This is a genomic window from Nonomuraea sp. 3N208 (genome assembly GCF_052245935.1).
Lineage (GTDB): Bacteria > Actinomycetota > Actinomycetes > Streptosporangiales > Streptosporangiaceae > Nonomuraea.
Genome location: NZ_JBQQBR010000039.1, coordinates 55,662 through 81,853, shown reverse-complemented (window position 1 = coordinate 81,853; position 26,192 = coordinate 55,662). Strand labels below are relative to the sequence as shown.

Sequence of the window (26,192 nt, the reverse complement as noted above, 5' to 3'; positions counted from 1 at the left end):
TTCGTATGTCCCCGCATTTCCGCGACCTCGGCGAGGCCCTGGAATGGCGTGCCAAGGGTGAGACCCTGCGCGTCGAGGCGTGGGGCCCGGACGCCGTCCGCGTCCGGGCCACCCCCGGTGGCCCCCTGCTCGACAGGAACGAGGACGGCACCTGCTGGTGCACGTTCGCCGGAGTCGGGCAGGTGCGCATCGATCCGCGGACGGGCGAGACGTTCGGAGAGCCGCACAAGCTCTGGTCCGGCACCCTGGGCGCCGCCGCCCCGGAGGCACCGCACCTCTACCGGATCGGCGAGTACTGGTACCTGCTCATCGCCGAGGGCGGCACCGAGCGGGGCCACGGCGTGTCGATCGCCCGCGGTCCCGCGCCCGACGGGCCGTTCGAGCCCTGCCCCGGCAACCCGATCCTGACGCACCGGAGCACCACACACCCGGTGCAGAACACCGGCCACGCGGATCTCGTCCAGGCTCCCGACGGATCCTGGTGGATGGTCCTTCTCGGGGTACGGCCCGGCGGGGGCACTCCCGGCTGGCACGTCCTGGGCCGCGAGACCTTCCTCGCCCCGGTGACCTGGGTGGACGGCTGGCCTGTCGTCGGCGAGCTCGTGCCCGGCGTGCCGAACGGATCGAACAGGGACGACTTCGACCTGGCCGAGCTCCAGGCGTGCTGGATCTCGCTGCGGAGCCGCCCGGCGGACCTGTGCACCACGAAGGAGCGGGCCGGCTGGCTGACGCTCCACGCCCACGGGGCCTCCCTGGACGAGCCCGACGTGACCCTCCTCGGCCGCCGCCCGCAGCACCTGAGGTGGCGCGCCCGCACCATGATCGACCCCGCACAGGGCCGTGGCGGCCTGGCTGTCCGGCTCGACGAGGGACACCACTACGAGATCGAGGCTGGAGACGGCCAGGTGCAGGTAGTCGCCCGCGTCGGCTCGGTGCGGACGGTGGTGGCCGAACAACCGGCACCCGCCGGCCCGCTGGTGCTGGCTGTCCAGACGGACGAACCGCTGCCGCCGCACGGCCCGCGCGCCGCGCCCGACGCACTCTCGTTCGGCGTCGAGACCGAGGCCGGCGCCCTCACCCGTGCTCGCCTCGCTCGACGGCCGATACCTCTCCACCGAGGTGGCGGGCGGCTTCACCGGCCGGGTGGTCGGCATGTACGCCGCGACCGGCGCCGTGCACTTCGACTGGTTCGACTACGAGGCCAGGCCATGAATGGGCGGCGACGGCTGCCTGTTGTTCACGCACCGCATCCACCCCACGGCGCAGCAGGCGCAGTGGCGACTCATGGAAGGGAAGAAATGAGGAAAACCCCCCTCTCGCGCGCGGCGAGCCTCCTCATCGCGCTGATCACCGCATTAGGGCTGGCCACCAGCCCCACCGCGGCCTCGACCGACAAGCACACCGCCAGCGCGATGGACGTCGTGGCGGCGATGCAGCCCGGCTGGAACCTGGGCAACACGCTGGACGCGTTCCCCGACGAGACTTCGTGGGGCAACCCCCTGACCACCAAGCCGCTGTTCGAGGCCATCCGCGCCCAGGGCTTCCGCAGCGTCCGCATCCCCATCACCTGGACCGACCACCAGTCCGCCACCGCGCCGTACACCATCGACGCGAAGTGGATGAACCGGGTCAAGGAGGTCGTCGACCTGGCGCTCGCCTCCGACCTCTACGTCCTGATCAACGTCCACCACGACTCGTGGCAGTGGATCTCCAAGATGCCCGCCAACCACGACGAGGTGGTCGCCCGCTTCAACGCCTCGTGGACCCAGATCGCCGCCGCCTTCCGTGACGCGCCGAGCAAGGTGCTCTTCGAGAGCGTCAACGAGCCGCAATTCGACAACGCCACCGACGAGGAGAAGATCAAGCTCCTCGCCGAGCTCAACCGCTCCTTCCACGGCATCGTCCGCGGCTCGGGCGGCCTCAACGCCGACCGGATCCTGGTCCTGCCCACCGTTCACACCAGCGCGGACCAGAAGTACCTGGACGGACTCTCCAACGAGATCACCGCGCTGAACGACAAGAACCTGGCCGCGACCATCCACTTCTACGGCTACTGGCCGTTCAGCGTGAACATCGCCGGAGTCACCACCTTCAACGAGGAGACCCAGCAGGACCTGATCGGCTACTTCGACAGGGCGGCCCAGACCTTCGTCTCCCGCGGCATCCCAGTGATCGTCGGTGAGTACGGCCTGCTCAGCTTCGACGTGGACTGGAACGCCGTCCAGCAGGGCGAAAAGCTGAAGTTCTTCGAAATGCTGGGTTACCAGGCGCGTGCCAAGGAGCTCACCACGATGTGGTGGGACAACGGCCAGCACCTCAACCGGGAGACCCTGCAGCAGTGGAAGGACCCCGGGCTGTTCGCTCAGATCAAGTCGAGCTGGACCACGCGTTCGGCTACGGCCTCCACTGATTCGATCTTCGTGCCGAAGTCGGGCGCGATCGAGGCCCGGTCGCTCACCCTGAACCTGAACGGGACCTCGTTCCGCGGACTCTGGCATGGCGATGCCAGGCTCGCCCCGGGCCGGGACTACACGGTCTCCGGCGACAAGCTCACGCTCACGGCGGCGGCCCTCACCCGGCTGGCGGGCGACCGGTCCCACGGCGTCAACGCGACGATCCAGGCCCGGTTCTCCTCGGGAATCCCGTGGAACATCTATGTGATCAGCTACGACACACCGGTCTTGTCGAACGCGACCGGCACCACGGAGTCGCTGACGATCCCCACCCAGTTCAACGGTGACCGGCTCGCCACGATGGAGGCCAAGTATGCCGACGGCACCAACGCCGCACCCCACGACTGGACGTCCTACAAGGAGTACGGCAGGTCCTACTCTCCCGCCTACGCCGACAACTCGATCCGCCTGCTCAAGGAGCTCGTCAGCCAGATGCGGGAGAACACGCCGCTGACGCTGACCTTCCACTTCTGGAGCGGCGCCAAGGTCACCTACCAGGTCACCAGGTCCGGCGACACGGTCACCGGCACGGCCTCCTGACCCTTCTCACCGAGAGCCGCCCCGCACATGCGGGGCGGCTCCCTTTTTTTGGTCTAGGCCGTCGTCGACAGGATGAAGGCGAAGTCGGCGGCCCTGACGTCGAGCCGGTACTGGGGGAGGACGCCGGGACCGACCGCCCCGGACCCGACGCCGTGCACGACATGGTCGGTGTACAGGTAGATCAGCGGCTCGGGGACCAAATCGGTCTGGTGCCGGGCCGCCGCGAGGTGCCGGTCGCTCCAGCGCCGGGCGGCGAGGCTGAACAGAGGCTCGCCCTCGATGCGGATTCCCGCGCCCGCCCGGTCGGTGATCTCGGCCCACCGCACGTCGGCGCGAGATCCGTTGTCCTGCGGGCGGACGTACGGGGTCTGCAGCTCGTCGACCGTGGCGTGGAAGCGAGCGATCCGCGCCGCCTGCCGCGAGTCGGGGTAGGCTTCGCCGGGTCCGGCGCCGAACCACTGGATCTGCGACCATTCCTCGAGCTCGTCGCAGAGATCCAGGAAGGCAGGGTGGGGCGGGTAGTGCGAGGTGCGGACGGCGTTGACATTGTGCTGCTTCATCAGTTCCACGTCGCGGCGCATCAGCTCCTTGCTCACCACGCGGCCGCGATCGGGGTCGAACTCGTGCCGGTTGACGCCGCGCAGCACCACTCGCCGCCCGTTCACCGTCAGCACACCGGACTCGTCGATGGCGACAGTGCGGAAGCCGAAGCGTACGCGCACCTATTCGGCCGGGGTGGCAAGAGTGGCCTCGTACAGGAACGGGTCCGCCGCGCTCCACGGACGCACGTGGCCGAACGCGAACGTCTCCGTAGCTGGGGCGGCACCCACCCCGAGCAGCGGAATGCTGACCTCGGCGGGAGCCCCCGCTTCCACGTCGAATCGCACCCGCCCGCCTCCGCCGGAGACGTCAAAGTCGGCGTGCACGAACACGTCCCGGATCCCGCCGACAGGCCGGGCCAGCAGCGCGACGTCACGGAAGATCCCGGACAGCCGCCAGGTGTCCTGGTCCTCCAGGTACGTGCCCGAGGAGTACTGGTGAACCCTGACAGCCAGGACATTGCGGCCCGGACGCAGCGCCTCCGAGGCGTCGAACTCCACCGGCAGGCGGCTGCCCCGGCTCACCCCCAGTTCCACCCCGTTGAGCCAGACTCGCGCGCACGAGTCCACGCCCTCGAAGCGCACCACGGCAGGCGTGCCGTCCCATGACTCGGGCAGATCGAAGACGCGGCGATAGTCACCGGTCTGGTTCTCGTCCGGAACGAACGGGGGATCCAGGGGAATCGGGTAGGGGATGTTCAGATAGGCGGGCTTGCCGTACCCATGGAGCTGCCAGTGTGAGGGAACAGGAAGCCTGTCCCATCCCATGTCGTCGTAGCCGGGCAGCTCGAAGCCGTCCGGCTCGTCGAGACCCGTCTGGGAGAAACGGAACGCCCAGTCACCGTTCAGGTCGAGCCGCGGGGCGTCTGAAGCGAGGACGGCGCGCGGCGCCAGCTTGCCGTAGCCGGGCGAGAAGTCTTCGAAGTAGCGAGGGGACATGCTTTCCTCAGGACGGCACGAAAGTTTCGCGCGAAACCATCCTATCGAACATCTCTTGCGGGAAGCCGTGCCGTACCAGCGATGACAGGCACGCCAACGGCCATACCGCGACTGTGCAAGCCGGCCGTGCCACGCTCGCCTGCGTCGGTGCACGAGGCGAAACCACGGCTTGCCGTCAGAGACGGAACTCAAGCGGTGGTGAGCGGCAGAAAGTTTTTCGGCTGGCTTGCTCTATAGTTTCCTTGGTGCGAACCCGCCGTTGATGAGGAAAGGGTGAACGTGACGGATAACCGACCGGGCGAACCAGCGGCCGACGAGCAGAACGCGCGAGGTGGTGGAATTCCGTCGGTCACCATCGCGTACATCGCCGAGTCCGCAGGCGTCTCGATCCCCACCGTGTCGAAAGTGCTCAACGGACGTTCGGGGGTCTCGGATCAGACTCGTGCCCGCGTCGAAGAACTGATCAATCGGCACGGATACCGCAGGCCCTCGGGCAGCCGGAACAATATCGTGGAACTCGTGTTCCGCGAGCTTGAGAACATGTGGGCCGTGGAGATCATCCGCGGTGTCGAGCAGGTGGCCCGCAAGAACCGGGTCGGGGTCATGGTTTCGGAGTTCGGCCTCCATGACACGCCTGCGATGTCCATCGACGACACGGTCGGCCGGCGCCCTCGCTGCGTCTTGTCAGTGGCGCAGCTATCGCCGTCCGAGCGTGAGAAGTTGAAGGCGAAAGGCATCCCGTACGTCGTCTACGACCCGATCGACGATTTGCCGGACGGCGTCCCCTTCGTGGGCGCCACCAACTGGAGGGGTGGCCAGGCGGCGACCCGGCACCTGCTCGAACTGGGACACCGCCGCATCGCCATGATCAGCGGACCTGATCATTCGTTCTGTCGCGCCAGAGTGGCCGGCTACCACTCCGCGCTGGCTGAAGCCAACGTTCACCCGGATCCCGAACTCCTGGTCCGGACCCTTCTCACTCGCGAGGACGGCTGCGCCGCGGCGCGCGAACTCCTGTCCAGGCATGACCGGCCGACCGCGATCTTCACCGCGAACGACATGCAAGCGCTCGGCGTCTACCAGGCCGCTCGCGACCTGGGGCTGTCCATCCCCGGGGACCTGAGCGTAGTGGGCTACGACGATCTTCCGGTCGTGGCCTGGGTCGACCCGCCTTTGACCACGGTTCACCAGCCGCTGACTGAGATGGCGGTCGCCGCCACGGAACTGGCGCTGGCCATCGGCCGTGGGGAGTCGGTTCCCCAGGTGGGACTGGAGATCGCGACGACCCTCACGGTCCGCGAGAGCACAGCACCGCCGAGCGGCTGAGCCGTTTTGGTGGAGCAGGCCGACACGGCCCGCAACGCGCAGGCCCGACCGCGGCACCCCTGTCACCAATGGGGCGCCGCGGGGGAGCAGGTCCTTCTGCGGATCGGAAGAAGAGCTCGGCGAGGTCGTAGCGACAGTCGCGCCCCTCGTCAGGAGAGCAGGGAGTCGCGGGGGCGCGCGGGTGCGGTGGTCCCGCGGAGGGAGATGGGCGGAGCGAGGAGGAGATCGCGGTGCGGAGTGGCCGGATCGGCGATGCGCTCGATGAGCAGCTCGACGGCGCGGGCGCGATCGGTGAACTGCACCGGACCGTGCACTGATACGCGCGGATCGTAGAGGGAACCAGATGCAGCTCAGCCGTCAAGTGCAGCGACCACTCATCCATATGCCCCGGCGACCAGTCGCACTGTTCGCGGGCGAACCACAGGAAATGGAAGAACGTGCGCAGGCCCCGGCTGTGCGCGGTATGTGTGTTCCACGGGGAGGACGGCGCTCTCGTCCTCATGCTCGCGGTCCGGATCAGAATGCCGGCGCAGCTTGCCCCTGCCGCGGTCCCTGATTGCGTGCCTTGAGCAGCGTGTCCCGTAGGCGGTTGTGGGTCATGGCCAGGCAGGCGTGCACCGCGCCGCGTGCTACCGAGAGTCCCAGAATCTGCGAGACGGTCGTGATCCGGGGGACGGCCGGCAAGTTCTGTGCGAGTCGCTTGCGTACCTCGGGGAGCACCTCGTCCACCAAGGGGTGCAACCGGCCGACGAAGTAGACGGACTCGGGATCGAGTGTCACGGCGACGATGCTCACGGCGGTCGTCACCGCCGTCGTGAACGCCTTGAGTATCTCGGCACGGGCACGATGGTCCTGAGGTGCCAGCCACAGGTCCTCGACGCGTTCGAGGTCCAGTCCGTGTTCGCGAGCGAACTTCACCAGCCCTGCGGTGCTCAGCAGCCCGTTGAGGGTGCGGTCGTCGATGCCCGAGGAGAGGGAACCGATGTCGCCGAACGCAGGAGTACGTCCCCGAGCCAGTTCCTGGTCCATGCAGGTGGCGAAATTCAGGGTGCTGCTGACGCTGAACAGGGCAGCGTTATGGATACTCGCGTCGTCCGTGAGCACCCGGAGCAAGGACGCGTTCGCGTCACTGTCGAAGGTCACTGGAGCATCGACGAGCATTTCAACGGTTCGGTGGAGGTCTCTGCCGGAGAAGATTTTCATCGGATCGGCAGGCCGAAAGACCTCGACGCCGTCGCGGACATGGGCGGGCAGTGCCGCGACGACCTGGCGCAGTGGCCCTCGTGCGGATGCGCCGGCCTGCGCGATCAGGTCGACCAGCCAATGGCCGGCAGCGGGGACGTCGTGGTGCTCGACCGTCGGAACGATCACGTGTCCGATCTCACGGCCGCGTAGGTCGGTCGCCAGCACCCCGGTGGTCAGGGCGCCGAAGCTGACCCCCACGACGTGTCCGGCCGTCTCAGGCACATCGAGGTACGTCGACCGACGGCCACGCCCGACGACGGCGTCGACTCCCCCGTCCACGACGAACCCGTCAGAGCGCAGTTCCTCGACGGCCCGCGACACCGTCGCCTTGCTCAACCCTGTGAGCTCGATGAGCCTGTTCCGGGTCAACGGCGCATGGGAGAGAACCACGTCAAGGACACTTGCCTTGTTGTAGTCGCGTGGTGTGGGGTTGATGCTGCTCACCTCATGACCTTAGCGAGACCATACGCAGCCCGAACCAGTGGTCTCTGCCGCACTTGCTGAACCGCCCGTGGGCGTCGGCGAAGCTGCTGATCCTTGGCCCGCCTGCGCTTCTGATGAACTCCGCCTGTTCCCCTCAGAGGGGAGAACCTCGTGGCCGTCTCCTGCTGGAGGCGGGGTCGCAGCGCTCGGCTCTGTGTTCTCTGTCCTGGAAGTCCACCGGGGTGGCGTAGGCGTCGAAGGTGACGTCTCTCGCATAGGGTTCAGCCTCAATTCTCGGTGGTCGTGGGAAAGTTGGCGTTCAGACAATGCGGCCGCCGGGGGTGACGATCTCGTCGAGTGCGGCCAGGTCTGCCGTGTCGGACGCCGACGAGTGTCGCCGCAGTCGCGCCGCCTCAAGGCGTGTCATGGCGGGTGCTCAGCAAGCGGGCCACGACCTCCTCCATGGCGACGGCTATGGCCCGCTCCACGTTGACCCAGTCGTCTCTGGCGTGCTCGAGCAGGTAGTCGCGACGCTCCGGCACTCGTTCCGCGCGCCAATGGGTGACCAGCGCGCGAAGTGTCAGGCGTGCCAGCGCGGCAACAGGCAGGAGCGGGAGTTCGGTGTCCTTGATCGGCCGGGCCCGCTCGTATCCCGCGACGAAGCTGCATGCCTCACGCCAGGGATCCCACGGCGTCCGGCCGAGAAGGTTCGCGAGAGACACAGCAGGATCGAAGATCAAAGCACTGCGCACACTGTCACCGAAGTCGATTACTCCTGTGACGAAGCTGTCTGTTCGCGGATCCACCAGGACGTTGTAGGGGCTGTAGTCACCATGGATCACTTGGGTCTCGAGATCACTCAGCCTCGGAACAACGTTCTCGTGGAAAAGACGGAACACTTCTTGTGCCAGCCGACGGTGCGCGGCGCTGGGCGTGTACTCGATGAGCTCCCGCAGCTGGTGAAAGTGTCGAAGGTCCCACACAAGGCGCCGCTCGTCCGCTGGATGCCTGAATGACCGCAGAGCCAGATCCACTCGCCCGAGCATCTGCCCGACCTTCGCAAGCTGCTGGGGATCGGGGTTCGTCCGCGCCAGGACGGCACCTTCGACGAAGTCGAAGACCCGCAGGACTCGAACCCCGCCGTCTTTCGTCTCGATCAGTACGTTGTCGCTGCCTTCGATGGCTTCCTTGACCCGCTGGAGAGGGAGATGAGGAGCTTCGGCTTCGAGGTGGCGCATCACAGCCGTCTGCAGAGCTACGACAGCTACCGCCTCGTCAGGCGGGGAAACCTTGACGAGATGGTCAGCCGTGCCGGTCCGCAGCCGGAACGTGTCGTCCTTCTCGGTTGCCAGCCGCTCGAGATGTCCGCTCAGCTGGTAGTGCCGGGCGAGGAGGGCGTCTACCACGTTCGTCTCGATGGACTCGTGGGACGATGCCAGGCCGCTCTCCTCGAACAACTGCTGGGCGATACGCGCGGGGGGCGAGGTGCTCACCGTTCGGTCCCTTCGGCTCTCGGCCTGCTACAGGCGCATCTCGGCGATCTCCGCGAAGGTCTCGAGGAATCGCGTCAGGTCGGCCGAGTCGAAGGCCAGCGGCGGTCGGATCTTGAGCACATTGACTGCTTTCCCGGTGCCGCTGATGAGGACGCGACGCTCACGCATGTCGTTGATGACGTGCTCAGCGCGGACACGATCGGGCTCCAGCGACTCCCGGTCCTTCACGAGTTCGACGCCCACGTACAGACCACTGCCGCGGACCTCTGCGACGTAGGGAGACTCGCGAGTGATCTCCTCAAGGCCGGCTCGAAGCGCCCTGCCGTTGTCGAGAACTCGCCGCTGCACGTTCTCCGCTTCGAAGACGTCCAGAACCGCGGCACCGGCGGCAACCGCGATCGAACTGCCCGCAAAGGTGTTGAAGTAACGGACATTCTGCCCGAACTCGTCGCACACCTCGGGCCTGAACACCACACCGGAGATCGGCATGCCGTTGCCCATGGGCTTGCCCATCGTGACGATGTCCGGAAGCACCCCATGGCGGCTGAACCCCCACATCGACTCTCCGAGCCGGGCGAATCCCGACTGGACCTCGTCGGCGATGTACACGCCGCCCGCGGCGTGCACCTCCTCGACCATGTCACGCAGGTAACCGACAGGATCGGTGAAGAGGCCATCACTGGAGTGCGCGCAGTCGGTGATCAGCGCCGCAAGCCTGTAGCCGTGGCGCTCGAGGTCGTTGATCGCGCCGCGCACCTGGCTTCGCATGTGGTCGGGAAGCGATGAACCCGGCGGGACGAGTCGCGGATCAGGAGCATCGATGAGCCGCACATTCGGCCCGAGCGGTGACCCCGCACCGAGCGTCGGCGAGAAGCTCGCGACCTCGCGAGTGAGACCGTGGTAAGCCCAGCGAGTCACTACGATTCCCTCGCCGCCCGTGTGGAAGCGAGCCACGCGCATGGCCAGGTCGTTCGCCTCCGACCCGCTGCAAGCGAAGCTGACCCTCGAGAGCGCTTCGGGCATAGTCGCGACAAGGCGCTCGGCGTAGTCGACGAGTGATTCCTGCACATAGCGCGTGTTGGTGTTGACCGCCGCCATCTGGCGGGACACGGCCTCAACAACGTGCGGGTGTGCGTGACCGACGCACGGCACGTTGTTGTAGGCGTCAAGGTAGTCGTTGCCATCCCGGTCAAACAGGTGAGCACCTCGACCGGAGACGAACTCGACCGGCTCCCGGTAGTTCAGCGTGTAACCAGGGCCCAGCACGTTGTTTCGCCGCTTGACGGTGGACCGCAATCGCTCGGGCAGTTCACCGAGCGCTGCGGGGTCGAACCCGTTGGGGTAGTTGACCAGCGCTCGACTCAGCGTGGAAGCCATCAGCAGGTCCCCTCCTTCGTGGCTTGCATCTCGTCGCGGCTGCTTCAGCGGCAGCCTGCCATATTTCGTTTCAGTTCCATCCTGAAACTTATCACTCGTGCACGGCTGCGGCAACGTGATCGGCAAACGGCAGATCGAGCACGTTGCTCGCTTGACTCCGCTCTGCGAGGTGAGCTGCCGTACCGGTGTTCAGCCTTCGCCGTGGATGCGGCCCTCGGTGTCGGTCAGCGGGCGTCCCGACCCGCCCCATCCGAGCTGGATCAGCTCGGCGCCGATTGCCGCGGCGGTCTCCTCGGGGGTATGCGCGCCAAGGTCGAGGCCGATCGGCGAGCGGAGCCGAGCCAGCTCGGCGTCGGCGACACCCGTCTCGCGCAGCCGGGTGAGCCGGTCCTGGTGAGTGCGCAGCGAGCCCATCGCGCCGGTGTACCCGGCGGGGGGGTGCGCAGCGCCACTTTCAGCAGTGGCACGTCGAACTTGGGATCGTGAGTGAGCACGGCGATCACCGTGCGCTCGTCGCCGCCTTATAAGGCGGCCTTATAAGGCACATCGGGATTGTGTCTTGGACGCGTTGCCCGGCCCGCTGCTGCAATCGACCGTATGACGATCCAGAACCACCGCATCGCCCTCATCCCCGGTGACGGTATCGGGACCGAGGTCCTGCCGCCCGCCCGGCGAGTCCTGGACGCCGTCGGCCGCCGCCACGGAATCGGCTTCTCCTACACCTCCTACGACTGGTCCTGCGAGCGCTATGTGTGCGAGGGCTCGATGATGCCCGGGGACGGCCTGGACCGGCTGCGCGAGGCGGACGCGATCCTGCTGGGCGCCGTCGGCTACCCGGGCGTGCCGGACCACGTCTCGCTGTGGGGGTTGCTGATCCCCATCCGCCGCACCTTCCGCCAGTACGTCAACCTGCGGCCGATCCGGGTCTTCGAGGGCGTGGACAGCCCGCTGCGCAGCGCCGCCGCGGGCGAGGTCGATCTCGTCGTCGTGCGGGAGAACGTCGAGGGCGAGTACAGCGAGATCGGCGGACGGCTGAACCAGGGCACGCGCGAGGAACTGGACGTCCAGGAAGCGGTGTTCACCCGGGCCGGGGTCACCCGGATCGCCGACTACGCGTTCTCGCTCGCCGCTCGCCGCCGAGGGAAGCTCACCTCCGCCACCAAGTCCAACGGCATCATCCACACCATGCCGTTCTGGGACGAGCTGATCGCCGAGTGGGCCGCCGCAGCGACCTCGCGGCCGCGGTCGCCGGATCCATCGGCATCGCCCCGGCGGCCAACCTCAACCCCGAGCGTGACTTCCCCTCGATGTTCGAGCCGGTGCACGGCTCCGCGCCAGACATCGCGGGCCAGGGCATCGCCAACCCGCTGGGCGCGATCTGGTCTGCGGCCATGATGCTCGACCACCTCGGCCACCCCGAGGCCGCCCGGGACATCGACAACGCCATCACCGCCGTCCTGGCCAAGTCGGATGTGCGAACCCGCGACCTGGGCGGCACGGCGACGACCGACGAGTTCACCGAGAAGCTGCTGGAACTTCTCTGACCGTCCCGGCCCTTCGGAACCGCAGCCGAGTACACCGCCGTACTGGGATCCCAAAGCCGGAACTGCGAGACAAGGGGCGGTTGTGAGCCGTGGGCCCCGCAGGGCCCGGCTCCCGTCCAAACCACCTCAAATCGAACAGCCTCACGTCGAGGGCACAGCATGCGCCCCGGCGATACGAAAGGAAAGTCCTGTGTCAGCTGAGAGGAAGCGCGTCGCCGTCGTCGGCGTCGGAACGATGGGCAGCCAGGCCGCTTGGCGGCTGGCGGCCCGCGGCGCCGAGGTCGTCGGATACGACCGGTTCGCCCCCGGCCACGACCGCAGTGCCGCCGGTGGCGAGTCCCGGATCTTCCGCAGTGCACACTTCGAGGACTCGCGGTACGTCCCGCTCCTGAAGCACGCCGACGTCCTGCTCGACGCCGGGCGCGGCTGTGCACGTTCATGTGTACGCCTACAAGGGGTCAACCCGGTGGGGAAGAACCGAGGCTCCCCACCGGGCTGCCGTGGCTGCGTCACGCCGGAGACGGTGCCCAGCTTCTGCAGGATGCCCTTGCCGTCGGTGACCAGGTACTGCGGGGCAGGCACCAGCAGCGGGAACTGCTTCACGGCGCCGTTCCTGTCGGAGATTCGTCCGGGCGGTCCAGACCGGCGACATCAGGCTGCCAGAGGCTTCGCGGCCACCAAGGTGAACTTAGCCGCGCTGCTGGTGGCCGTCGCCGAACGGATCGTCGCCCCCGCCGCTCCCCGGCCAGGACGCGGGCGAGCTCTGCGCTTGGGTCCGGCTCGCTCAGGTGTGAAAGCCGGGCATCGACAGGTACTTGAGCTGCTGGTATTCGTGGAGGCCTTCGGGGCCGCCTTCGCGGCCCAGGCCGGATTGCTTGATCCCGCCGAAGGGTGCTGCGACGTCGGAGACCAGGCCGCGGTTGATGCCGACCATTCCGGCCTGCAAACGGGCGGCGACCCGGCGGGCGCGGTCGATGTTGGACGTCATCAGGTACGACGCGAGGCCGTGCTCGGTGTTGTTGGCCACCGCTATGGCCTCGGCCTCGGTGGAGAACCGGTGGATGGCGACGACGGGTCCGAAGACTTCCTCGTGCATGATCGCGGCGTCGGCGGGGACGTGGTCCAGCACAGTCGGGGCGGCGTAGCAGCCCGGCCCGTCAGGGATGTCCGCCTCGGCGATGACAACGGCACCACGGGCCACGGCGTCCTCGACGAGGTGGCGGACCTTGTCCACCGCCCGGTGGTCGGCCAGCGGGCCGAGGCCGGTGTCCTCCCGGTCCGGGGGGCCCACCCGGGTGGCGGCCATCCGTTCGGCCATCGCCGCGGCGAACACATCGGCGATCTGCTCCTGGACCAGGAATCGGTTGGCGCCGACACAGGACTGGCCGCCCAGCCGCATCTTCGCGATCATCGCTTCGCGGACCGCGAGGTCGAGGTCGGCGTCGTCGAAGACCAGGAACGGCGCGTTGCCGCCCAGCTCCATCGAGGTGCGCAGCACCCGCGCACCGCTCTGCTGAAGCAGCAGTCTGCCGACCGAGGTGGACCCGGTGAACGACAGCTTGCGCAGCCGGGGGTCGGCCAGCAGTGGCATGGTGACCGCTGCCGGGTCGCTGCTGGTGATCACGGTCAGGACACCTGGAGGCGCGCCGGCCTCGCGCGCCAGCTCGCCCAGCGCCAGGGAGGACAGCGGGGTGAGCCCAGCCGGTTTGAGCACGGCGGTGCAGCCTGCGGCCAGGGCGGCGGCGACCTTGCGGGCGGCCATGGCCAGCGGCACGTTCCACGGAGTGATCAGCAGGCAGGGCCCGACCGGTTCGGCGACGGTGACGATGTGACTCTTGCCGTCCGGGGAGGGGGTGCTGCGAGCGTGCTGGCGGACTGCCTCCTCGGCGTACCAGCGGAAATAGGCTGCGGCGTAGTCGACCTCGCCCCGGGCTTCCGTGATCGTCTTGCCGATCTCCAGGGTGATGATCCGGGCCAGACGCTCACGGTGCTCGGTCATGGCGTCGGTGAGCCGGTGCAGGACGGTCGCGCGGTCCCGCGGGCTGGTGAAGGCCCACCCGTCGGCGGCCGCGGCCGCCGCGTCCAGTGCACTCAACGCGTCTTGTGCGCCGCAGTCGGCGACGGTGGCTATGACTTCTTCGGTTGCGGGGTTGCGCACCTCGAAGGTGCGCCCGTCGGTGGCGGGTTGCCAGTCGTGGGCGAGGAAACCACGAGGGACGGATTCCAGGACTGCCGACTCCCACGAGGGAGCGGTAAGCATGTCAGTCATGCGCATGGCCCTTTCGATGATCGCAGAATGGTGTGCCACGGGAGCACGAGCGCTGGGTGGTCATACGGCCTCGCCTCCCGGAGTGGCGACCCCTACCGTGCTCTCGACCGACAGCAGCGAGTCCTGCCGCCCGGAACCGAGCCAGCGCACCAGGGCCACCAGGCCGAGGGCCAGGATCGCGAAGGCGATGAAGATCGCGCTGACCGCGGTCACACTGGCGTCGATCTCGAAGGTCAGCGAGTTGTAGACCCGCACGGGCAGGGTGACGGTGTCGACCGAGGAGAGGAACTGGGAGATGTAGAACTCGTCGAAGCTGGTGATGAAGGAGAAGATCGCCGCCGCGAGCATTCCGGGGGCGGCGAGGGGGAAGGTGATCTTCCGGGCGATGGTCAGGCGGCCGGCGCCCATGCTCGCGGCTGCGTCCTCCAGCCGTTCGTCGATCCCGCGCAGGGTCGCGATCAGGATCAGCACCGCGATCGGCGAGGCCAGCACGGTGTGCCCCAGGGCGATCGCGATCGGGCTGCCCAGCATCGCGGCGGGCTCGAAGAGCAGGAACAGGCCCAGCGCGGTGACGATCTGCGGGATGACCAGCGGTCCGAGGACCAGGGCGTAGACCGCGGAGCGCAGCGGCAGTTCGCTGCGCGTGAGGGCGGTCGCCGCGGTCACACCGATGATCATCGAGAACACGGTGCTCAGGGCGGCGACCAGGGCGCTCAGTGACAGCGCGGCCGGCCACTTGCTGCCGTCGGCGAACAGGCCCTTGTACCAGTTCAGCGTCCACACTTCCGGCGGGAATTGAGCGAAGGCGTTGTTGCTGAAGGAGGTGACGAGGATGACGACGATCGGCAGCGCCAGGAACAGCAGGATCACGGTGGCGATGGCGGTCAGGGCGATCCGCCCGGCGAGGGTCTTGCGCAGCTCCATCATGACGCGCTCCTCTTCTTGGCGCCGGCGCCGAGGGAGCTGACGAGCTTGACCAGCAGCAGTCCGGCGATGGTGAGCAGCAGCAGGATGACTCCCTGTGCGGCCGCCCCGTTCCACTGGTTGTCCTTCGTCACCTGCTGGTTGATGAGGGTGGCGATCATCGTCTGGTTGGGTCCGCCCATCAGGGCCGGGGTGATGTAGTAGCCCAGCGACAGGATGAAGCTGAGCAGTCCGGCACTGGCAAGGCCAGGGGCGACCAGCGGCAGATAGACCCGGAGGAAGATCGTCACGCCTCCCGCGCCCATGCTGGCCGCGGCGGCGAGCAGCCGCCGGTCCACACCGCGCATCACCCCGTACAGCAGCAGCACGGTGTAGGGCAGCATCATCGAGGTGGTGCCGATGACCACGCCGAGTTCGTTGTAGAGCAGCTGGAACGGCGTCCCCGGTAGCGACAGGCCGGCCAGGATCTCGTTCACCAGGCCCTTGTCACCCAGCAGGATGATCCAGCCGTAGGTGCGCACCAGGGCGCTGATGAAGTGCGGGACGACGACGATCAGCATCGCCAATGCGGCCCACAGGGGCTTCAGCCGGGAGATCGCGTTCGCCAGGAGGAACCCGATGACGAGGCTGAACAGCGCCGTCTCGGCGGAGATCCGCAGCGTGGTGAACAGGACCGAGAGGTTGACGCCCGTCAGCGCGTCGACGTACCAGTGCAGGGTCAGCGACCCGTCGGCGTTCTTCAGGCTGAGGAACAGCGTGGTGAAGATCGGGTAGACGAACAGCACCAGCAGGTACACGACGACCGGCAGCGCGTAGAGGATCCCGACGCGGGTCTTGCGCGAGGCCAGGAGCTTGCGCGGATGGGCGGTGGCGGTGAGGGCGGCCATGGCTCACCCGTCCTGTTCGCTGGGGAAGAGGTTGACGTCGTCGGCGTCGGCGCTGATCCCGACCCGCTCGCCGGTGACGGGGCCGCGGCCGGCCGGTACTTCCAGGCGCAACAGCGGAGAGTCACCGCCATCGACCCGCACACCCGCGCGGACCAGGGTGCCCACGTACGTGGCGCTCTCCACCGCGCCGGTACAAAAGCCGTCGTCGGTGGCACAGGCCCGCAGCCGGCCCGGCTGGACGGCGACCTTGACCGGGGTGCCGGAGGCCAGCTGGTGGCGCCGTGCCTTCAGCAGGCCGCCGGACTCGTCGAGGCGGACCAGGGTGTACTCGTCGGTGTGCTGCTCGATGCGGCCGGGCAGGAAGTTGGCTGCGCCGAGGAAGTCGGCGACGAAGGGGGTCTTCGGCCGCTCGAACAGCTCCCGCGGGGTGTCGAACTGCTCGATCCTGCCGTTGCGCATCACCGCGATGCGGTCGGACAGGACCAGCGCTTCTTCCTGGTCGTGCGTCACGTAGATGACGGTCAGGCCGAGTTCCTGCTGGATGGTCTTGATCTCCACCTGGAGCTGGTCGCGCAGCTTCTTGTCCAGCGCGCCCAGCGGCTCGTCCATGAGGATGACCGGCGGGCGGTAGACCAGCGCCCGGCACAGAGCGACGCGCTGCTGCTGACCACCGGACAGCTCGCGCGGCTTGCGGCCGCCGAACCCGGACAGGCCCGCGATCTCCAGCGTCTCCCCGACCCGCCTGCGGATCTCGCCCTTGGGCACTCCGCGCAGCGTGAGCGGGAAGGCGACGTTCTCGCTCACGCTCATGTGCGGGAAGAGCAGGTACTGCTGGAACACGAAACCGAGGTTCCGCTTCTGCGGGGCCAGCCGGGTCACGTCGCGGCCCCCGACGGTGATGGTGCCGGAATCCGGCTCGCAGAAACCGGCGATCATCATCAGGGTCGTGGTCTTACCCGACCCGGAGGCGCCGAGGAAGGTGACGAACTCCCCGGCCGTGATCTCCATGGACGCCTCGTCGACGGCGACGACGTCACCGTACGTCTTGCGCAGGGCTACCACTGACAGCGGTTTGCCGGTCGAGGTGGCCGGCTTGACGCCGGCCACCTCGACGGACGGTCTGATCACACCGAATTCAGCCACGAGCCCACCCCAGCCAGCGCTTGCTGACGGCCGCTTCGTTCTTCAGCCACCAGTCGATGTCCGCGTCAAAGCCCTTGTCGTAGTACTGCGGCGCACCGGCAAGTGCGTTGCGCTCGTCCTCGGTGAGCCTTTCGTAGGCAAGCGGAGATGCCGGGTTCGACGGGAAGGCCTTGGCCAGGTTGGCCTGGATCTCGGCACGCAGCGAGAAGTCCATGAGCTGGTAGGCGCCGTCCAGGTTGGCCGCGCCCTTGGCGATGGCGTAGCCCGAGAACTGGCGGCGCATGCCGTTGAGCTGCCGTGCGACCGGGACACCCTGCTTTTGCAGATCGGCGAGGCGGCCGTCCCAGACGGTGGACATCGTCACCTCCTGGCGGCTGAGGAGCACACCGGGCAGCGGGCCGCTGTCCCAGAACTTCTTGATCTCGGGCCGCAGCCGGGTCAGCACCTTGAAGGCGCGGTCCACATCGAGCGGATACAGCTGGTCCATCGGGACGCCGTCGGCCAGCAGCGCGAACTCCAGCTCGGGCAGGTCACCGTCCGGGTTGACCATCGAGCGGGCGCCCTTGAACGCCTTGGTGTCCCAGAAGTCCGCCCACGACTCGGGCTTGCGGCCGCCGAAGGCGTCGGTGCGGTACGCGATGCACTGACCATAGAAGCTGTGGCCGATGGCATGGTCGGTGATCTGGTTCTCGGGGATCTTCGCGCTCTTCAGGCTCTTGATCCGGTCGGGGTCCAGCGTCTCCAGAGCGTCCTGCGCCACGTACTTGAAGTGAGACATCATCGAGTTGTTGATGAGGTCACATTGTGGGCGGCCCTGCTTGATCTGGGCCAGCAGCGGGGCGTCGTCCAGGTTGAGCACCTTGACGCTGATGCCGGTCTCCTGAGTGAACGGCGTGTAGATCGCCTTCTGCAGGGCCGCGCCATAGGAACCGCCGCTGTCGCGGACGACCACCGTCTTGCCGCCGCCCTTGCCTCCGCCGGACGAGACACGGCTCGTGCCGGTGCCGCAGGCGGCGATCGAGGGCACGGCGGCGAGGGCGGCCAGGCCGCCGGCTCCGCGCAGAAGCGCTCTACGACCGATCATGGAATCACTCATGGCAATACTCCTCATCTAGGGACGCGTGGGACCGAACTGTGCGGGGGGCTTTACCTGGCAGGTGCGGGGGGCGAGATCGTGCAGGGCGGCGAACGCGGACAGAAGCACCGCCCGCTTGCGTTGCCGGTCGCCGCTTCTGGTCGGGTGTTCGCCGTGGATCGAAGTCCCCGACGACCTTGTTGTCGAGGCGACGCCGGCTAGAAGGCGGGGTGAGCGGCGGTGGGGAAGCTGGAGCCGTCGCAGGCGGTGACCAGCAGGGTGGCGGCGGTCCTCAGCGTGACGCGTCGGGGTGGCCGGGGTGGCGCGGATGCGGTCCTCGGCACGGGCGCACTGTGGGTGGCGCAGTTCGAGTGCGGCGATCGGGGCATGCGCTCGACTCGTGGTCGATCGGTCATGCTGCAATCGGCGGTCGCCCGAGGCAGAAGGCGAGTGGTGATGCCCAGCAGGGTATTCAGAAAGCGGTGTACCCGCCGTCGACCGGGAGGACCGATCCGGTGACGTACGACGACTCCGATGATGCGAAGAAGAGCACCGCGTCGGCGACCTCTTCGGGGGTGGCGAGGCGTTGGAGCGGGATCTGGTTCTCGCGCTCGCGGCGGTAGGCCTCGGGGTCGGGGTTGCGCTGGAACGACGCTTCGATGATCGGGGTGGCGGTCAAGCCCGGAGCGACGACGTTGACGCGAATGTTGCGCGGGGCCCATTCGATCGCCGCGCCCTTGGCCAGCATGATCAGGCCTCCCTTGGCGGCGGAATACAAGACTTCCCCGGACTTGCCGACCATGCCGAGCCGTGAACTGACGCAGACGAACGATCCCCCTGTCTCGGGCATCAGCGGCGCGAAGTGCTTCATCACCAGGAACGCGCTGAGCAGGTTGCTCTCGAGCACATTCTTCGCGTCGCCGTAGGCCATCTCGGTGAGCGGACTGACGGCCTGCAGGCCGTGGTTGAGGACGACGACGTCGACGGTGCCGAAGGACTCCGCAGTCTGCTTGGCCAGGTGCTCGACGAACGCCTCGTCATTGAGGTCTCCGGGAACGTACAGGTCGTCGGGCTCAGCGCTGTCGAGCCGCTCCCTGCGGCCGGTGAGCAGCAGCCGCGCCCCCTCGCGGCGGAAGTGGGAACTCACCGCCTGCCCGATGCCACTGCTGGCGCCGGTCACCAGGGCCGCCACGTTGTTGAGTCTCATGTCAGGCACTCCTTGGGGGAGGTCGGTCGGGTTGCGGGCTCGGGGCCGGTCAGTTGAGGAATCCGCGGGCGTCGACCGGCCAGCGCTGCAGCGACGTGCCCGTGCTGTCGGTGACGATCAGTTCCTCGAAACCGAGGACGACCGGGCATACGTGGTTCGGCACCACCGGTACGACGGTGCCGACGCTGGGGCGGAACTCGCCGTCCGGCAGCGGGAGGAATCCGTGGTATTCGTTGAGCTTGGACAGGACTGCCTTCGTGCCGGCGATGCCGCCGTAGCCGAGCTCGGGGCTGCCTTCACGGCTGAGGGCTTTGGTGCCCACATCGAGGATGACCTGGTCGGGGACCCAGTCGCTGACCACGGTGCCGGCGACGAACAGCGCGATCTGGTCGTCCGTACAGGCGCCCAGCCGGGTGTTGTTCAGATCGCCGAAGACGTACTCGCCGGGACGGATCTCGGTGATCACGCTGCTGCTGGTGGAGAACTCGAGGGTGGGAGTGGAGCCGGCGCTGACCACCTGTGCGGTGACCCCGACGTCGGCGAGGCTGCGTACCGCGGTGATGAGCGCGGCTTCCTGGTCCTGCGCGGCGCGCCGGCGAGCGTCCCGACCGGCGCCGCCGTGACCTGGATAGGTGAAGACGCCCACCGGCACCAGACCGCGCTTGCGGGCGGCGAGCGCGAGGTCGCCCGCAGCCTCGGGCGGCGCCCCGGAACGACGGGCGCCACAGTCGACCTCGATCACGACCTGCAGCCGGTCGGGTTCGTCTCCCATCGCGTCGGCCAGGGCCTCGACCGCCGGCACGTTGTCGACGCCGACCCGCAGCCGGGCGGACTCGGCGAGCCGGCGGATCCGGGTGCCTTTCGTTCCCGCGGGCCAGATCGTGTAGGCGAGGAAGATGTCGTCGAATCCGGCCGCGGCGAAGACCTCAGCCTCACCGACATTGCCCGCGGTGATCCCGACCGCGCCGGCCTTCACCTGACGCCGCCCGATCTCCACACACTTGTGCGTCTTGACGTGCGGCCTGACCTTGAGGTTGTGCTGGTCGGCGAAGCCCTGAATGCGCTCGATGTTGCCCTGCATGACGTCGACCAGCACGATCGGCGCGGGGGTGTCGATCCGCTCGGCCAGAGCGTCGAGTGCTCGTTGCAGCCGGTTCACGCTGCCCTCCTTGTGGTTCTGCCTGGAAATGATCGGGGGGCGCGGGTGCTGACTCCCCCTGGATGCCGAACGCGCGCGGCCCGCGACATCGCGCGTGCTCGCGCCACACCACCGTCGTGCCCCGGCCTACACCGCGGTGCAGACCATCTGGATCTCGACCGGACTGTTGAGCGGTAGTCCGGCCACACCGATCGCAGTGCGAGCGTGCCGTCCGTTCTCGCCCAGCACCTCGATGAGCAGTTCACTGGCCGCGTTGGCGACGTTCGACTGCTCACCGAAGTCCGGCGTACTGGCCACGAAGAGCAGCATCTGCACGATCCGGACCCGGTCCAGGTCGCCCACCGCCTGCACAGCGGCAGCGAGCGCGTTGAGCGCGGCATGGCGCGCGAGCTCCCGCGCCGTCTCCAGTTCGACGTCCCGGCCGACAATGCCCTGCCCCAGCAGCCAACCGTCCTTGTAAGGCAGTTGGCCCGAAATGTAGATGCTGGAATCCACACTCCGGTGGTGCACGTAGTACGGGTTGTCACGGAGCTCGGGAAGGGCCAGACCCAATGCCTGGAGCCGATCGGAAGCCGAGTCGGTGTTCGCTGCCGAAGTCACGGACTGGCTCATCGCGCCATCTCCGCGGACGGAACAGAGCACAAACCCACACAGTTGGCCACGAGAACCCGCTTCGTACGAATCTTGATCATCTGCACTCGGTTCTCCTCTCGAGTAACAGTTGCGGACAAACGTCGCACGATGGCTAAAACAGCCCACTGTATTGTCGTTTGTCGACCATATGCGTGCCCGTCGAGCACTGTCAATACAAACTTCAGCCTCGAGTGCGACCTCGGAACACCACGTGTGGCTCGACCCGCCGCTGCTGGAAGCGACGGCCGACGCCGCGACCCGGCTCATCGGTCTCCGCCTGCTGGGAACCCTGCTGGCGGGCATGCTGTTGCTGACGGACCGAAGCTTTGACGCCCCTACCTCGCCCGGATAAGGGCCGCGCCAGGTACCTCCGTGATGACCCGCAGGCAGGTGATGTCCGAGCGGGTGGTGGAGCCGGTGCTGACGGTGACCTGCCTGGAGGGCACCAGCCGCACCGAGCTGTGTCGCTTCGCGTCCACCCGCTGAAACCGCCGTCTCCCGTGCGGGTTGGTCACCAGCTGGCGCTGTGCAGGCCGGTTCCTGCACTCACGCGGCCCGCGCGGCATGGAGCCGCAGATCCACGCCCGCCGACGACACCTAGATGAATGAGTCCGATGTTTGTGCTTGACACAAGGCCGCCACGCCCCGCCCTCTCCTCGAAGAACGGACCCGCCCGCACAGCTACCCCCGCAGCCGTAAACGCCCCGTCGCCCCCTACCGGTCCCACCGCGCCGGCGCCCGGCGCCCGGCGACCAGCGACCGGCAACCGGGCAACCGGCAACCCTCACTCAAGATCCGCTACAAGATCGCGTTGACAGTGCGGGCTTGATCCTTGAATTTTCGGCTTTGGTCTACAACGTCACGGTGGCGAGCGGGCTTGGACACTTCACGCAGGCGGCATGGCCTCATACCTGCCGGGGCGTGCGTTCCCCTGAATCTCTCGTCTGGGCTCGCAGCCCCATTGGGAAATGGGCAGCCAGTTCCTGGCGGAACGCGTCGGGGTCGCCTTCCAGGGCAACCGCGGCCAACCTCTCGTGCTCGACGACCAACTGATGCGGGTTGTCGCTGTAAGTGCGGTGATCGACGCTGAGGTAGAGGCGCAGCTTGGTCTCCCAGCCGTTCCAAAGACTCTGCAGGATGCCGTGCCCCGAGAGATCGTAGAAGAGCCTGTGGAAGCGAAGGTGCGCGTCGATGCTGGCCGGGATGTCGCCCTTCTCCATTGCCCGGTGGAGATCCTCCACGGTTTGCAGCAACTGAGACCGCTCAGGACCGCGTAGTGCTTCGGCCGAGAGCTCGGCGGCGTACGGTTCGACACGTAGCCGGACCGAGTCGATCTCGGCGACCTCGCGAGCGCTCACCTCTACGACGAACGCCCCACGGTAGGGGATCTTTACGACGAGCCCTTCCTCCTCCAGCTTGGTCAGCGCCTCGCGCAGCGGTGACCGGCTGATCCCGAGATCCGCGGCGATGTGCGCCTCGCGCAGCTGGCCACCAGGAGGTACGGTCCCGTCGAGGATGGCGGCACGCAGTGTGCGGTAGACGCCGTCCGGCGTCGTCATCCGCTGCTCCTGCCACTCGAACTTGTGGTCCACCCCGTTGCCTTCCCTCGGTGCTTGTCGACCACTTGGTCGTTTGTCGACTATACCTCTGCAGGTTTTGCATCCACACCTCAACCCGCGTTCCGCGTAATTTCGGGGCCCCTAGAGGCCGGTCCGGCCTGAACATGCTGGTCAGTTACTCGAGCCGAAGCTGACAGACCGGAATCGCCTAGAGACGCGATTTTCGCCAAGAGGCTCATGGCTACGACGGAGAGGAGGACCGAGGAACAGGGGCAGACAGCGGTTCGAGAGAGCCCGCGACTGGCCATGAAGTTGTTGACAGTCAATCCCCGCTTAGTCGACAATCGACTACATGGTCGACAATCGACCAGAGCACCAGGCCGCTCCGCTGAAGCACTAGGAGGACTCGTGGGATTCGATGTCAAGCCCAAGTTCGTGACGTTCGACATGAACGGAACGCTGATCAAGTTCAGCATCAACGACGCGATGCGTGAGGTCCTGGGCGACCGACTGCCGGCCGAGGTCGCCGATGATTACCTGCGGATCTGCAAGGCGTACCGGATCGACGAGTGCACGGGCGCGTACCAGCCGTTCCACCAGGTCGTCGCTCGTTCCATGGAACGCGCCTCGCGCAGCGTCGGCCTCGAGTACCGCGAGGACGAAGCGCGCGAGGTGTACGAGACCATCCCCACCTGGGGCCCGTACCCCGGTGTAACCGAGGCGCTGAACCGCCTGGCCGAGGCGGTCCCGCTGGTCATCATCACCAACAGCGACACCGCGCACGCCGTGCGCCTCGCGGAGAACCTCAAGGCCCCGTTCGCAGACGTCATCAGCGCCGAGGAGATGGGCGTCTACAAGCCGCGACTCCGCGCCTTCGAGTACACGTTTGACAAGCTCGGCGTGACACCCGACGAGCTCGTGCACGTCTCCGCGAGCCCCATGTACGACCACCGCTCCGCGGCCATCATGGGCATCAAGAACAAGGTGTACATGGACCGCGGCTGGGAGCACGACGAGCACTGGCTCGGCTACGAGCGGATCACCGACATCGCCGACCTCCCGGTCCTCTTCGGCCTGCCGCGCCCCTGATGCCCCTGACGCCCGAGCGGAGAACTGAGGAAATGATCCACAGCAAGGCGGTGGCGGTGTGAGTCAGCCCCTGCCTCAAACCGTCAAGGGTGACTCGGCTTCAGAAAGGCTCCAGGCCCTGGGACTGAAGCTACCCGTCCTCGCCGGCACCACGTACCTGGTGCCCCACCGGACGGTGGGCTCCACCATCCACCTCTCCGGCCAACTCCCGTTCGAGGACGGCGAGCTGCTGGGGAGGGGCGTTGTCGGCCGGGACGTGGAGCTGGAGACAGCGCGGTCACTCGCGCGCCATGCCGCGCTCAACTGCCTCGCTGCCGCCGTGCAGGCGGTGGGCGATCTGGACCGGGTCCGGATCGTGCAGATGCTGGTCTTCGTGGCCAGCACGCCGGACTTCGGTGAGCAGTCGCAGGTCGCCAACGCGGCCAGTGAACTGCTCATCGAGGTACTGGGTGAGAACGGACGCCACGCCCGCACCGCGATCGGTGTCGCCGGGCTGCCGCTCAACACCCCTGTCGAGATCCAGGTCATCTGCACCGCTGTGTAGCGGCGAGCCAATCATGAGCAGTGCGGCGGTGGCCCGGCTGCAACAGGCACTCGACGCCCTCGGCCAGCACGATCGACACCCGGTGCAGATCCTGCTGGCCGACGCGATGCAAGACAGCGTCGGACGAGTCTTCGAGGCGTCCTTCCGGCGCAGCTACGACCCGGAGGCCACCCGCCGTGAGCGTGAGGGGCAGATCCCGCTCCAACGCCTCGCCACTCCCGAGGAAATCGCCGACGCCGTCCTGTTGCTCGCGTCGTCGGAGTCCTCGGACATCACCGGGGCAACGCACCCCGTCGACGGCGGCCACACCGCTTTCCAGCAGCAGCCCACGCGTCCCAGAGACAGATGAAGGACACACCATGAACGCCCTTGCGGCACCACCCCGAAACGGAGAGCTTGGCTTCTGGGTGGCCCAACTGGCCGACAAGAGGCCCTCGTTCCCCCGCTTCACCGGCCAGGAATCCGTCGACGTGGCCATTGTCGGCGGCGGCTACACCGGCCTCTGGACGGCGTACTTCGCCAAGAAGCTCGAACCGTCGCTCTCGGTCGCCGTCTTCGAGGCCGAACAGGTGGGCTACGGCGCATCAGGACGCAACGGCGGCTGGCTCTCGGCGATGCCTCCGGGAAACCGTGCCACCTTCGCCCGCGCCGGGGGAGGGCTGGAGGCGAGCCGGGCGCTGCAGCAGGAGTTCGTCGCCGGCGTCGACGCGGTCCTGGACATCCTCCAGGCCGAGGGCATCGATGCGGATCAGCACAAGGGGGGCGCGCTCGTCGCCGCCCACACGGAGGCGGGGCTGGGCCGGCTTGTCACCAGACGTGATGCCGACCTGAAGTACGGGCTGACCGACGACGAAGTCCACATGCTCGACCGGGACGAGTTCCAGTCCCAGATCAACATCTCCACCGTCCACGGCGGGCTCTTCTACAAGCACTGCGCGCGCTTCCACCCCGCGAAACTCGTCTACGGCCTCGCCGACACCCTGACCTCCATGGGGGTCAGGATCTACGAGGGCAGCCGAGTGGACAGTGTCGAGGGCAAGACCCTCACCTTGGCCGACGGACGCGTCACGGCTGCCAGGACGTTCATCTGTACCGAAGGCTATTCGGGACAGCTGCTCGGCCGCCGGACCCTGATCCCGGTCAATTCCTCAATGATCGTGACCAAGCCCCTGCCGGAGGAGGCGTGGCAGCAGATCGGCTGGGACGGGCCCCAGTGCCTCAACGACTCCGCGCACACCTTCATCTACGCCCAACGGACATCGGACGGCCGTATCACCATGGGGGGCCGCGGTGTCCCCTACCGCTTCGGGTCCGGCACAGGGGGAGCCGGTGCAACCGCCCAGTCCACCATCGACCTGATCTCGCAGAAGCTCAGTTCCTTCTTCCCGGGCCTGCCTTTCGAGGTGGACCACGCCTGGTCGGGAGTCCTGGGCGTCACGCGTGACTGGAACGGCGGCGTGCACTGGGACCCGGCATCCGGGATCGGATCGTCCACCGGCTACGCAGGACACGGCGTCACGGCAGCCTACGTCGGCGGCAGGACTCTCGTGGAGCTCGCCTTCGAGAAGGAAACCGAACGGACCACCCTTCCCTGGGTCGGCTACCGGGCACGGAAGTGGGAACCGGAACCCATCCGCTGGCTGGGCGTTCACGCCATGTACCGGCTCTTCAACATTGCCGACCAGTGGGAAGAACGCAGGGGTTCCAGCAAGACCTCACTCCTGGCCAAATTCGGCAGCAGACTCGCCGGACTTCACGAGTAAA

Annotated in this window: 22 protein-coding genes and 3 pseudogenes; 7 read left to right on the top strand and 18 right to left on the bottom strand. The window is 67.5% G+C overall.

Translation table 11 applies throughout. The features are described from left to right. Positions 1–5: 5 nt before the first annotated feature. Entirely contained in the window at positions 6–2,993 is a 2,988-nt protein-coding gene (locus ACTWPT_RS44315) for a cellulase family glycosylhydrolase (protein ID WP_443183550.1), read from the top strand. A 53-nt stretch (positions 2,994–3,046) separates the two neighbouring features. Here the strand turns inward: ACTWPT_RS44315 and ACTWPT_RS44310 are convergent, their stop codons facing one another. Further along, a complete protein-coding gene (locus ACTWPT_RS44310) occupies positions 3,047–3,715 on the bottom strand; it encodes a glycoside hydrolase family 2 TIM barrel-domain containing protein (RefSeq protein WP_443183549.1) in 669 nt (222 codons plus the stop codon). Beyond that, positions 3,716–4,531, bottom strand: coding sequence for a sugar-binding domain-containing protein (locus ACTWPT_RS44305; RefSeq protein WP_443183548.1), 816 nt, complete (start codon positions 4,529–4,531; stop codon positions 3,716–3,718). It abuts the gene before it with no gap. 279 nt (positions 4,532–4,810) lie between these two features. On the opposite strand from ACTWPT_RS44305, the gene ACTWPT_RS44300 reads away from it, so the two are divergent. Continuing rightward, on the top strand, positions 4,811–5,857 hold the full coding sequence (locus ACTWPT_RS44300) for a LacI family DNA-binding transcriptional regulator (RefSeq protein WP_443183547.1): 1,047 nt from the start codon (positions 4,811–4,813) through the stop codon (positions 5,855–5,857). A gap of 149 nt (positions 5,858–6,006) precedes the next feature. Here ACTWPT_RS44300 and ACTWPT_RS44295 read toward each other — a convergent pair whose 3' ends face one another. From ACTWPT_RS44295 to ACTWPT_RS44275, 5 genes and pseudogenes are all read right to left on the bottom strand, one after another. Beyond that, a complete protein-coding gene (locus ACTWPT_RS44295; RefSeq protein WP_443183546.1) occupies positions 6,007–6,171 on the bottom strand; it encodes a hypothetical protein in 165 nt (54 codons plus the stop codon). A gap of 202 nt (positions 6,172–6,373) precedes the next feature. Then, entirely contained in the window at positions 6,374–7,546 is a 1,173-nt protein-coding gene (locus tag ACTWPT_RS44290; RefSeq protein ID WP_443183545.1) for an ROK family protein, read from the bottom strand. 392 nt (positions 7,547–7,938) lie between these two features. Next, complete coding sequence (locus ACTWPT_RS44285; RefSeq protein WP_443183544.1) at positions 7,939–9,018, bottom strand: phosphotransferase; 1,080 nt, start codon at positions 9,016–9,018, stop codon at positions 7,939–7,941. Positions 9,019–9,045: 27 nt separating this feature from the next. Beyond that, positions 9,046–10,521 carry an aspartate aminotransferase family protein gene (locus ACTWPT_RS44280; protein ID WP_443183543.1) on the bottom strand — a complete coding sequence of 492 codons (1,476 nt, stop codon included), beginning with the start codon at positions 10,519–10,521 and terminating at the stop codon, positions 9,046–9,048. A 63-nt stretch (positions 10,522–10,584) separates the two neighbouring features. Beyond that, positions 10,585–10,910, bottom strand: a pseudogene (locus ACTWPT_RS44275) (XdhC family protein); the annotation flags it as partial. A gap of 82 nt (positions 10,911–10,992) precedes the next feature. On the opposite strand from ACTWPT_RS44275, the pseudogene ACTWPT_RS44270 reads away from it, so the two are divergent. Beyond that, positions 10,993–11,939: pseudogene (locus ACTWPT_RS44270) on the top strand (isocitrate/isopropylmalate family dehydrogenase). A 193-nt stretch (positions 11,940–12,132) separates the two neighbouring features. On the opposite strand, the gene ACTWPT_RS44265 reads toward ACTWPT_RS44270, so the two are convergent. From ACTWPT_RS44265 to ACTWPT_RS44215, 11 genes and pseudogenes are all read right to left on the bottom strand, one after another. Further along, positions 12,133–12,336, bottom strand: a complete 204-nt coding sequence (locus ACTWPT_RS44265; RefSeq protein WP_443183542.1) for a hypothetical protein — start codon at positions 12,334–12,336, stop codon at positions 12,133–12,135. A 387-nt stretch (positions 12,337–12,723) separates the two neighbouring features. Continuing rightward, positions 12,724–14,208, bottom strand: coding sequence for an NAD-dependent succinate-semialdehyde dehydrogenase (locus ACTWPT_RS44260; protein ID WP_443183541.1), 1,485 nt, complete (start codon positions 14,206–14,208; stop codon positions 12,724–12,726). A 60-nt stretch (positions 14,209–14,268) separates the two neighbouring features. Then, positions 14,269–15,135, bottom strand: a complete 867-nt coding sequence (locus ACTWPT_RS44255; RefSeq protein WP_443183540.1) for an ABC transporter permease — start codon at positions 15,133–15,135, stop codon at positions 14,269–14,271. Continuing rightward, positions 15,132–16,019, bottom strand: coding sequence for an ABC transporter permease (locus ACTWPT_RS44250; RefSeq protein WP_443183539.1), 888 nt, complete (start codon positions 16,017–16,019; stop codon positions 15,132–15,134). The genes ACTWPT_RS44255 and ACTWPT_RS44250 overlap by 4 nt, the downstream gene beginning before the upstream one ends. Before the next feature lie 3 nt (positions 16,020–16,022). Further along, positions 16,023–17,162: an ABC transporter ATP-binding protein gene (locus ACTWPT_RS44245; protein ID WP_443183538.1), complete on the bottom strand. Its 1,140-nt coding sequence runs from the start codon at positions 17,160–17,162 to the stop codon at positions 16,023–16,025. Continuing rightward, the gene (locus tag ACTWPT_RS44240) at positions 17,155–18,258 is read right to left on the bottom strand and encodes an ABC transporter substrate-binding protein (RefSeq protein ID WP_443183537.1); all 1,104 of its coding nucleotides are present in this window, start codon (positions 18,256–18,258) and stop codon (positions 17,155–17,157) included. The genes ACTWPT_RS44245 and ACTWPT_RS44240 overlap by 8 nt, the downstream gene beginning before the upstream one ends. Positions 18,259–18,318: 60 nt before the next feature. After that, positions 18,319–18,539 (bottom strand): annotated as a pseudogene (locus tag ACTWPT_RS44235) (transposase); the annotation flags it as partial. A gap of 170 nt (positions 18,540–18,709) precedes the next feature. Continuing rightward, positions 18,710–19,444 carry an SDR family NAD(P)-dependent oxidoreductase gene (locus tag ACTWPT_RS44230; RefSeq protein WP_443183536.1) on the bottom strand — a complete coding sequence of 245 codons (735 nt, stop codon included), beginning with the start codon at positions 19,442–19,444 and terminating at the stop codon, positions 18,710–18,712. Between the two features lie 49 nt (positions 19,445–19,493). Beyond that, positions 19,494–20,603 (bottom strand): alanine racemase, encoded by a 1,110-nt coding sequence (locus ACTWPT_RS44225; protein WP_443183535.1) that lies wholly within the window; start codon positions 20,601–20,603, stop codon positions 19,494–19,496. A 126-nt stretch (positions 20,604–20,729) separates the two neighbouring features. Beyond that, complete coding sequence (locus tag ACTWPT_RS44220) at positions 20,730–21,203, bottom strand: RidA family protein (protein WP_443183534.1); 474 nt, start codon at positions 21,201–21,203, stop codon at positions 20,730–20,732. 938 nt (positions 21,204–22,141) lie between these two features. Beyond that, positions 22,142–22,828 carry a GntR family transcriptional regulator gene (locus tag ACTWPT_RS44215; RefSeq protein WP_443183533.1) on the bottom strand — a complete coding sequence of 229 codons (687 nt, stop codon included), beginning with the start codon at positions 22,826–22,828 and terminating at the stop codon, positions 22,142–22,144. 375 nt (positions 22,829–23,203) lie between these two features. Here ACTWPT_RS44215 and ACTWPT_RS44210 point away from each other — a divergent pair, with 375 nt between their 5' ends. From ACTWPT_RS44210 to ACTWPT_RS44195, 4 genes are read left to right on the top strand one after another with little or no spacing between them, the layout of a single operon-like run. After that, positions 23,204–23,884, top strand: a complete 681-nt coding sequence (locus ACTWPT_RS44210; protein ID WP_443183532.1) for a haloacid dehalogenase type II — start codon at positions 23,204–23,206, stop codon at positions 23,882–23,884. A gap of 58 nt (positions 23,885–23,942) precedes the next feature. After that, positions 23,943–24,428, top strand: a complete 486-nt coding sequence (locus ACTWPT_RS44205; RefSeq protein ID WP_443183531.1) for a RidA family protein — start codon at positions 23,943–23,945, stop codon at positions 24,426–24,428. A 13-nt stretch (positions 24,429–24,441) separates the two neighbouring features. Further along, the gene (locus ACTWPT_RS44200; RefSeq protein ID WP_443183530.1) at positions 24,442–24,777 is read left to right on the top strand and encodes an SDR family oxidoreductase; all 336 of its coding nucleotides are present in this window, start codon (positions 24,442–24,444) and stop codon (positions 24,775–24,777) included. 10 nt (positions 24,778–24,787) lie between these two features. Continuing rightward, positions 24,788–26,191 (top strand): NAD(P)/FAD-dependent oxidoreductase, encoded by a 1,404-nt coding sequence (locus ACTWPT_RS44195; protein WP_443183529.1) that lies wholly within the window; start codon positions 24,788–24,790, stop codon positions 26,189–26,191. The last annotated feature ends 1 nt before the right edge of the window (position 26,192 follow it).

Excerpts from the sequence above, each read along its gene's own strand:
- ACTWPT_RS44315 (WP_443183550.1), top strand. The coding sequence starts at position 6 with ATGTCCCCGCATTTCCGCGACCTCGGCGAGGCCCTGGAATGGCGTGCC.
- ACTWPT_RS44305 (WP_443183548.1), bottom strand. The coding sequence starts at position 4,531 with ATGTCCCCTCGCTACTTCGAAGACTTCTCGCCCGGCTACGGCAAGCTG.
- ACTWPT_RS44260 (WP_443183541.1), bottom strand. The coding sequence starts at position 14,208 with ATGACTGACATGCTTACCGCTCCCTCGTGGGAGTCGGCAGTCCTGGAA.
- ACTWPT_RS44255 (WP_443183540.1), bottom strand. The coding sequence starts at position 15,135 with ATGATGGAGCTGCGCAAGACCCTCGCCGGGCGGATCGCCCTGACCGCC.
- ACTWPT_RS44250 (WP_443183539.1), bottom strand. The coding sequence starts at position 16,019 with ATGGCCGCCCTCACCGCCACCGCCCATCCGCGCAAGCTCCTGGCCTCG.
- ACTWPT_RS44240 (WP_443183537.1), bottom strand. The coding sequence starts at position 18,258 with ATGAGTGATTCCATGATCGGTCGTAGAGCGCTTCTGCGCGGAGCCGGC.
- ACTWPT_RS44230 (WP_443183536.1), bottom strand. The coding sequence starts at position 19,444 with ATGAGACTCAACAACGTGGCGGCCCTGGTGACCGGCGCCAGCAGTGGC.
- ACTWPT_RS44200 (WP_443183530.1), top strand. The coding sequence starts at position 24,442 with ATGAGCAGTGCGGCGGTGGCCCGGCTGCAACAGGCACTCGACGCCCTC.
- ACTWPT_RS44195 (WP_443183529.1), top strand. The coding sequence starts at position 24,788 with ATGAACGCCCTTGCGGCACCACCCCGAAACGGAGAGCTTGGCTTCTGG.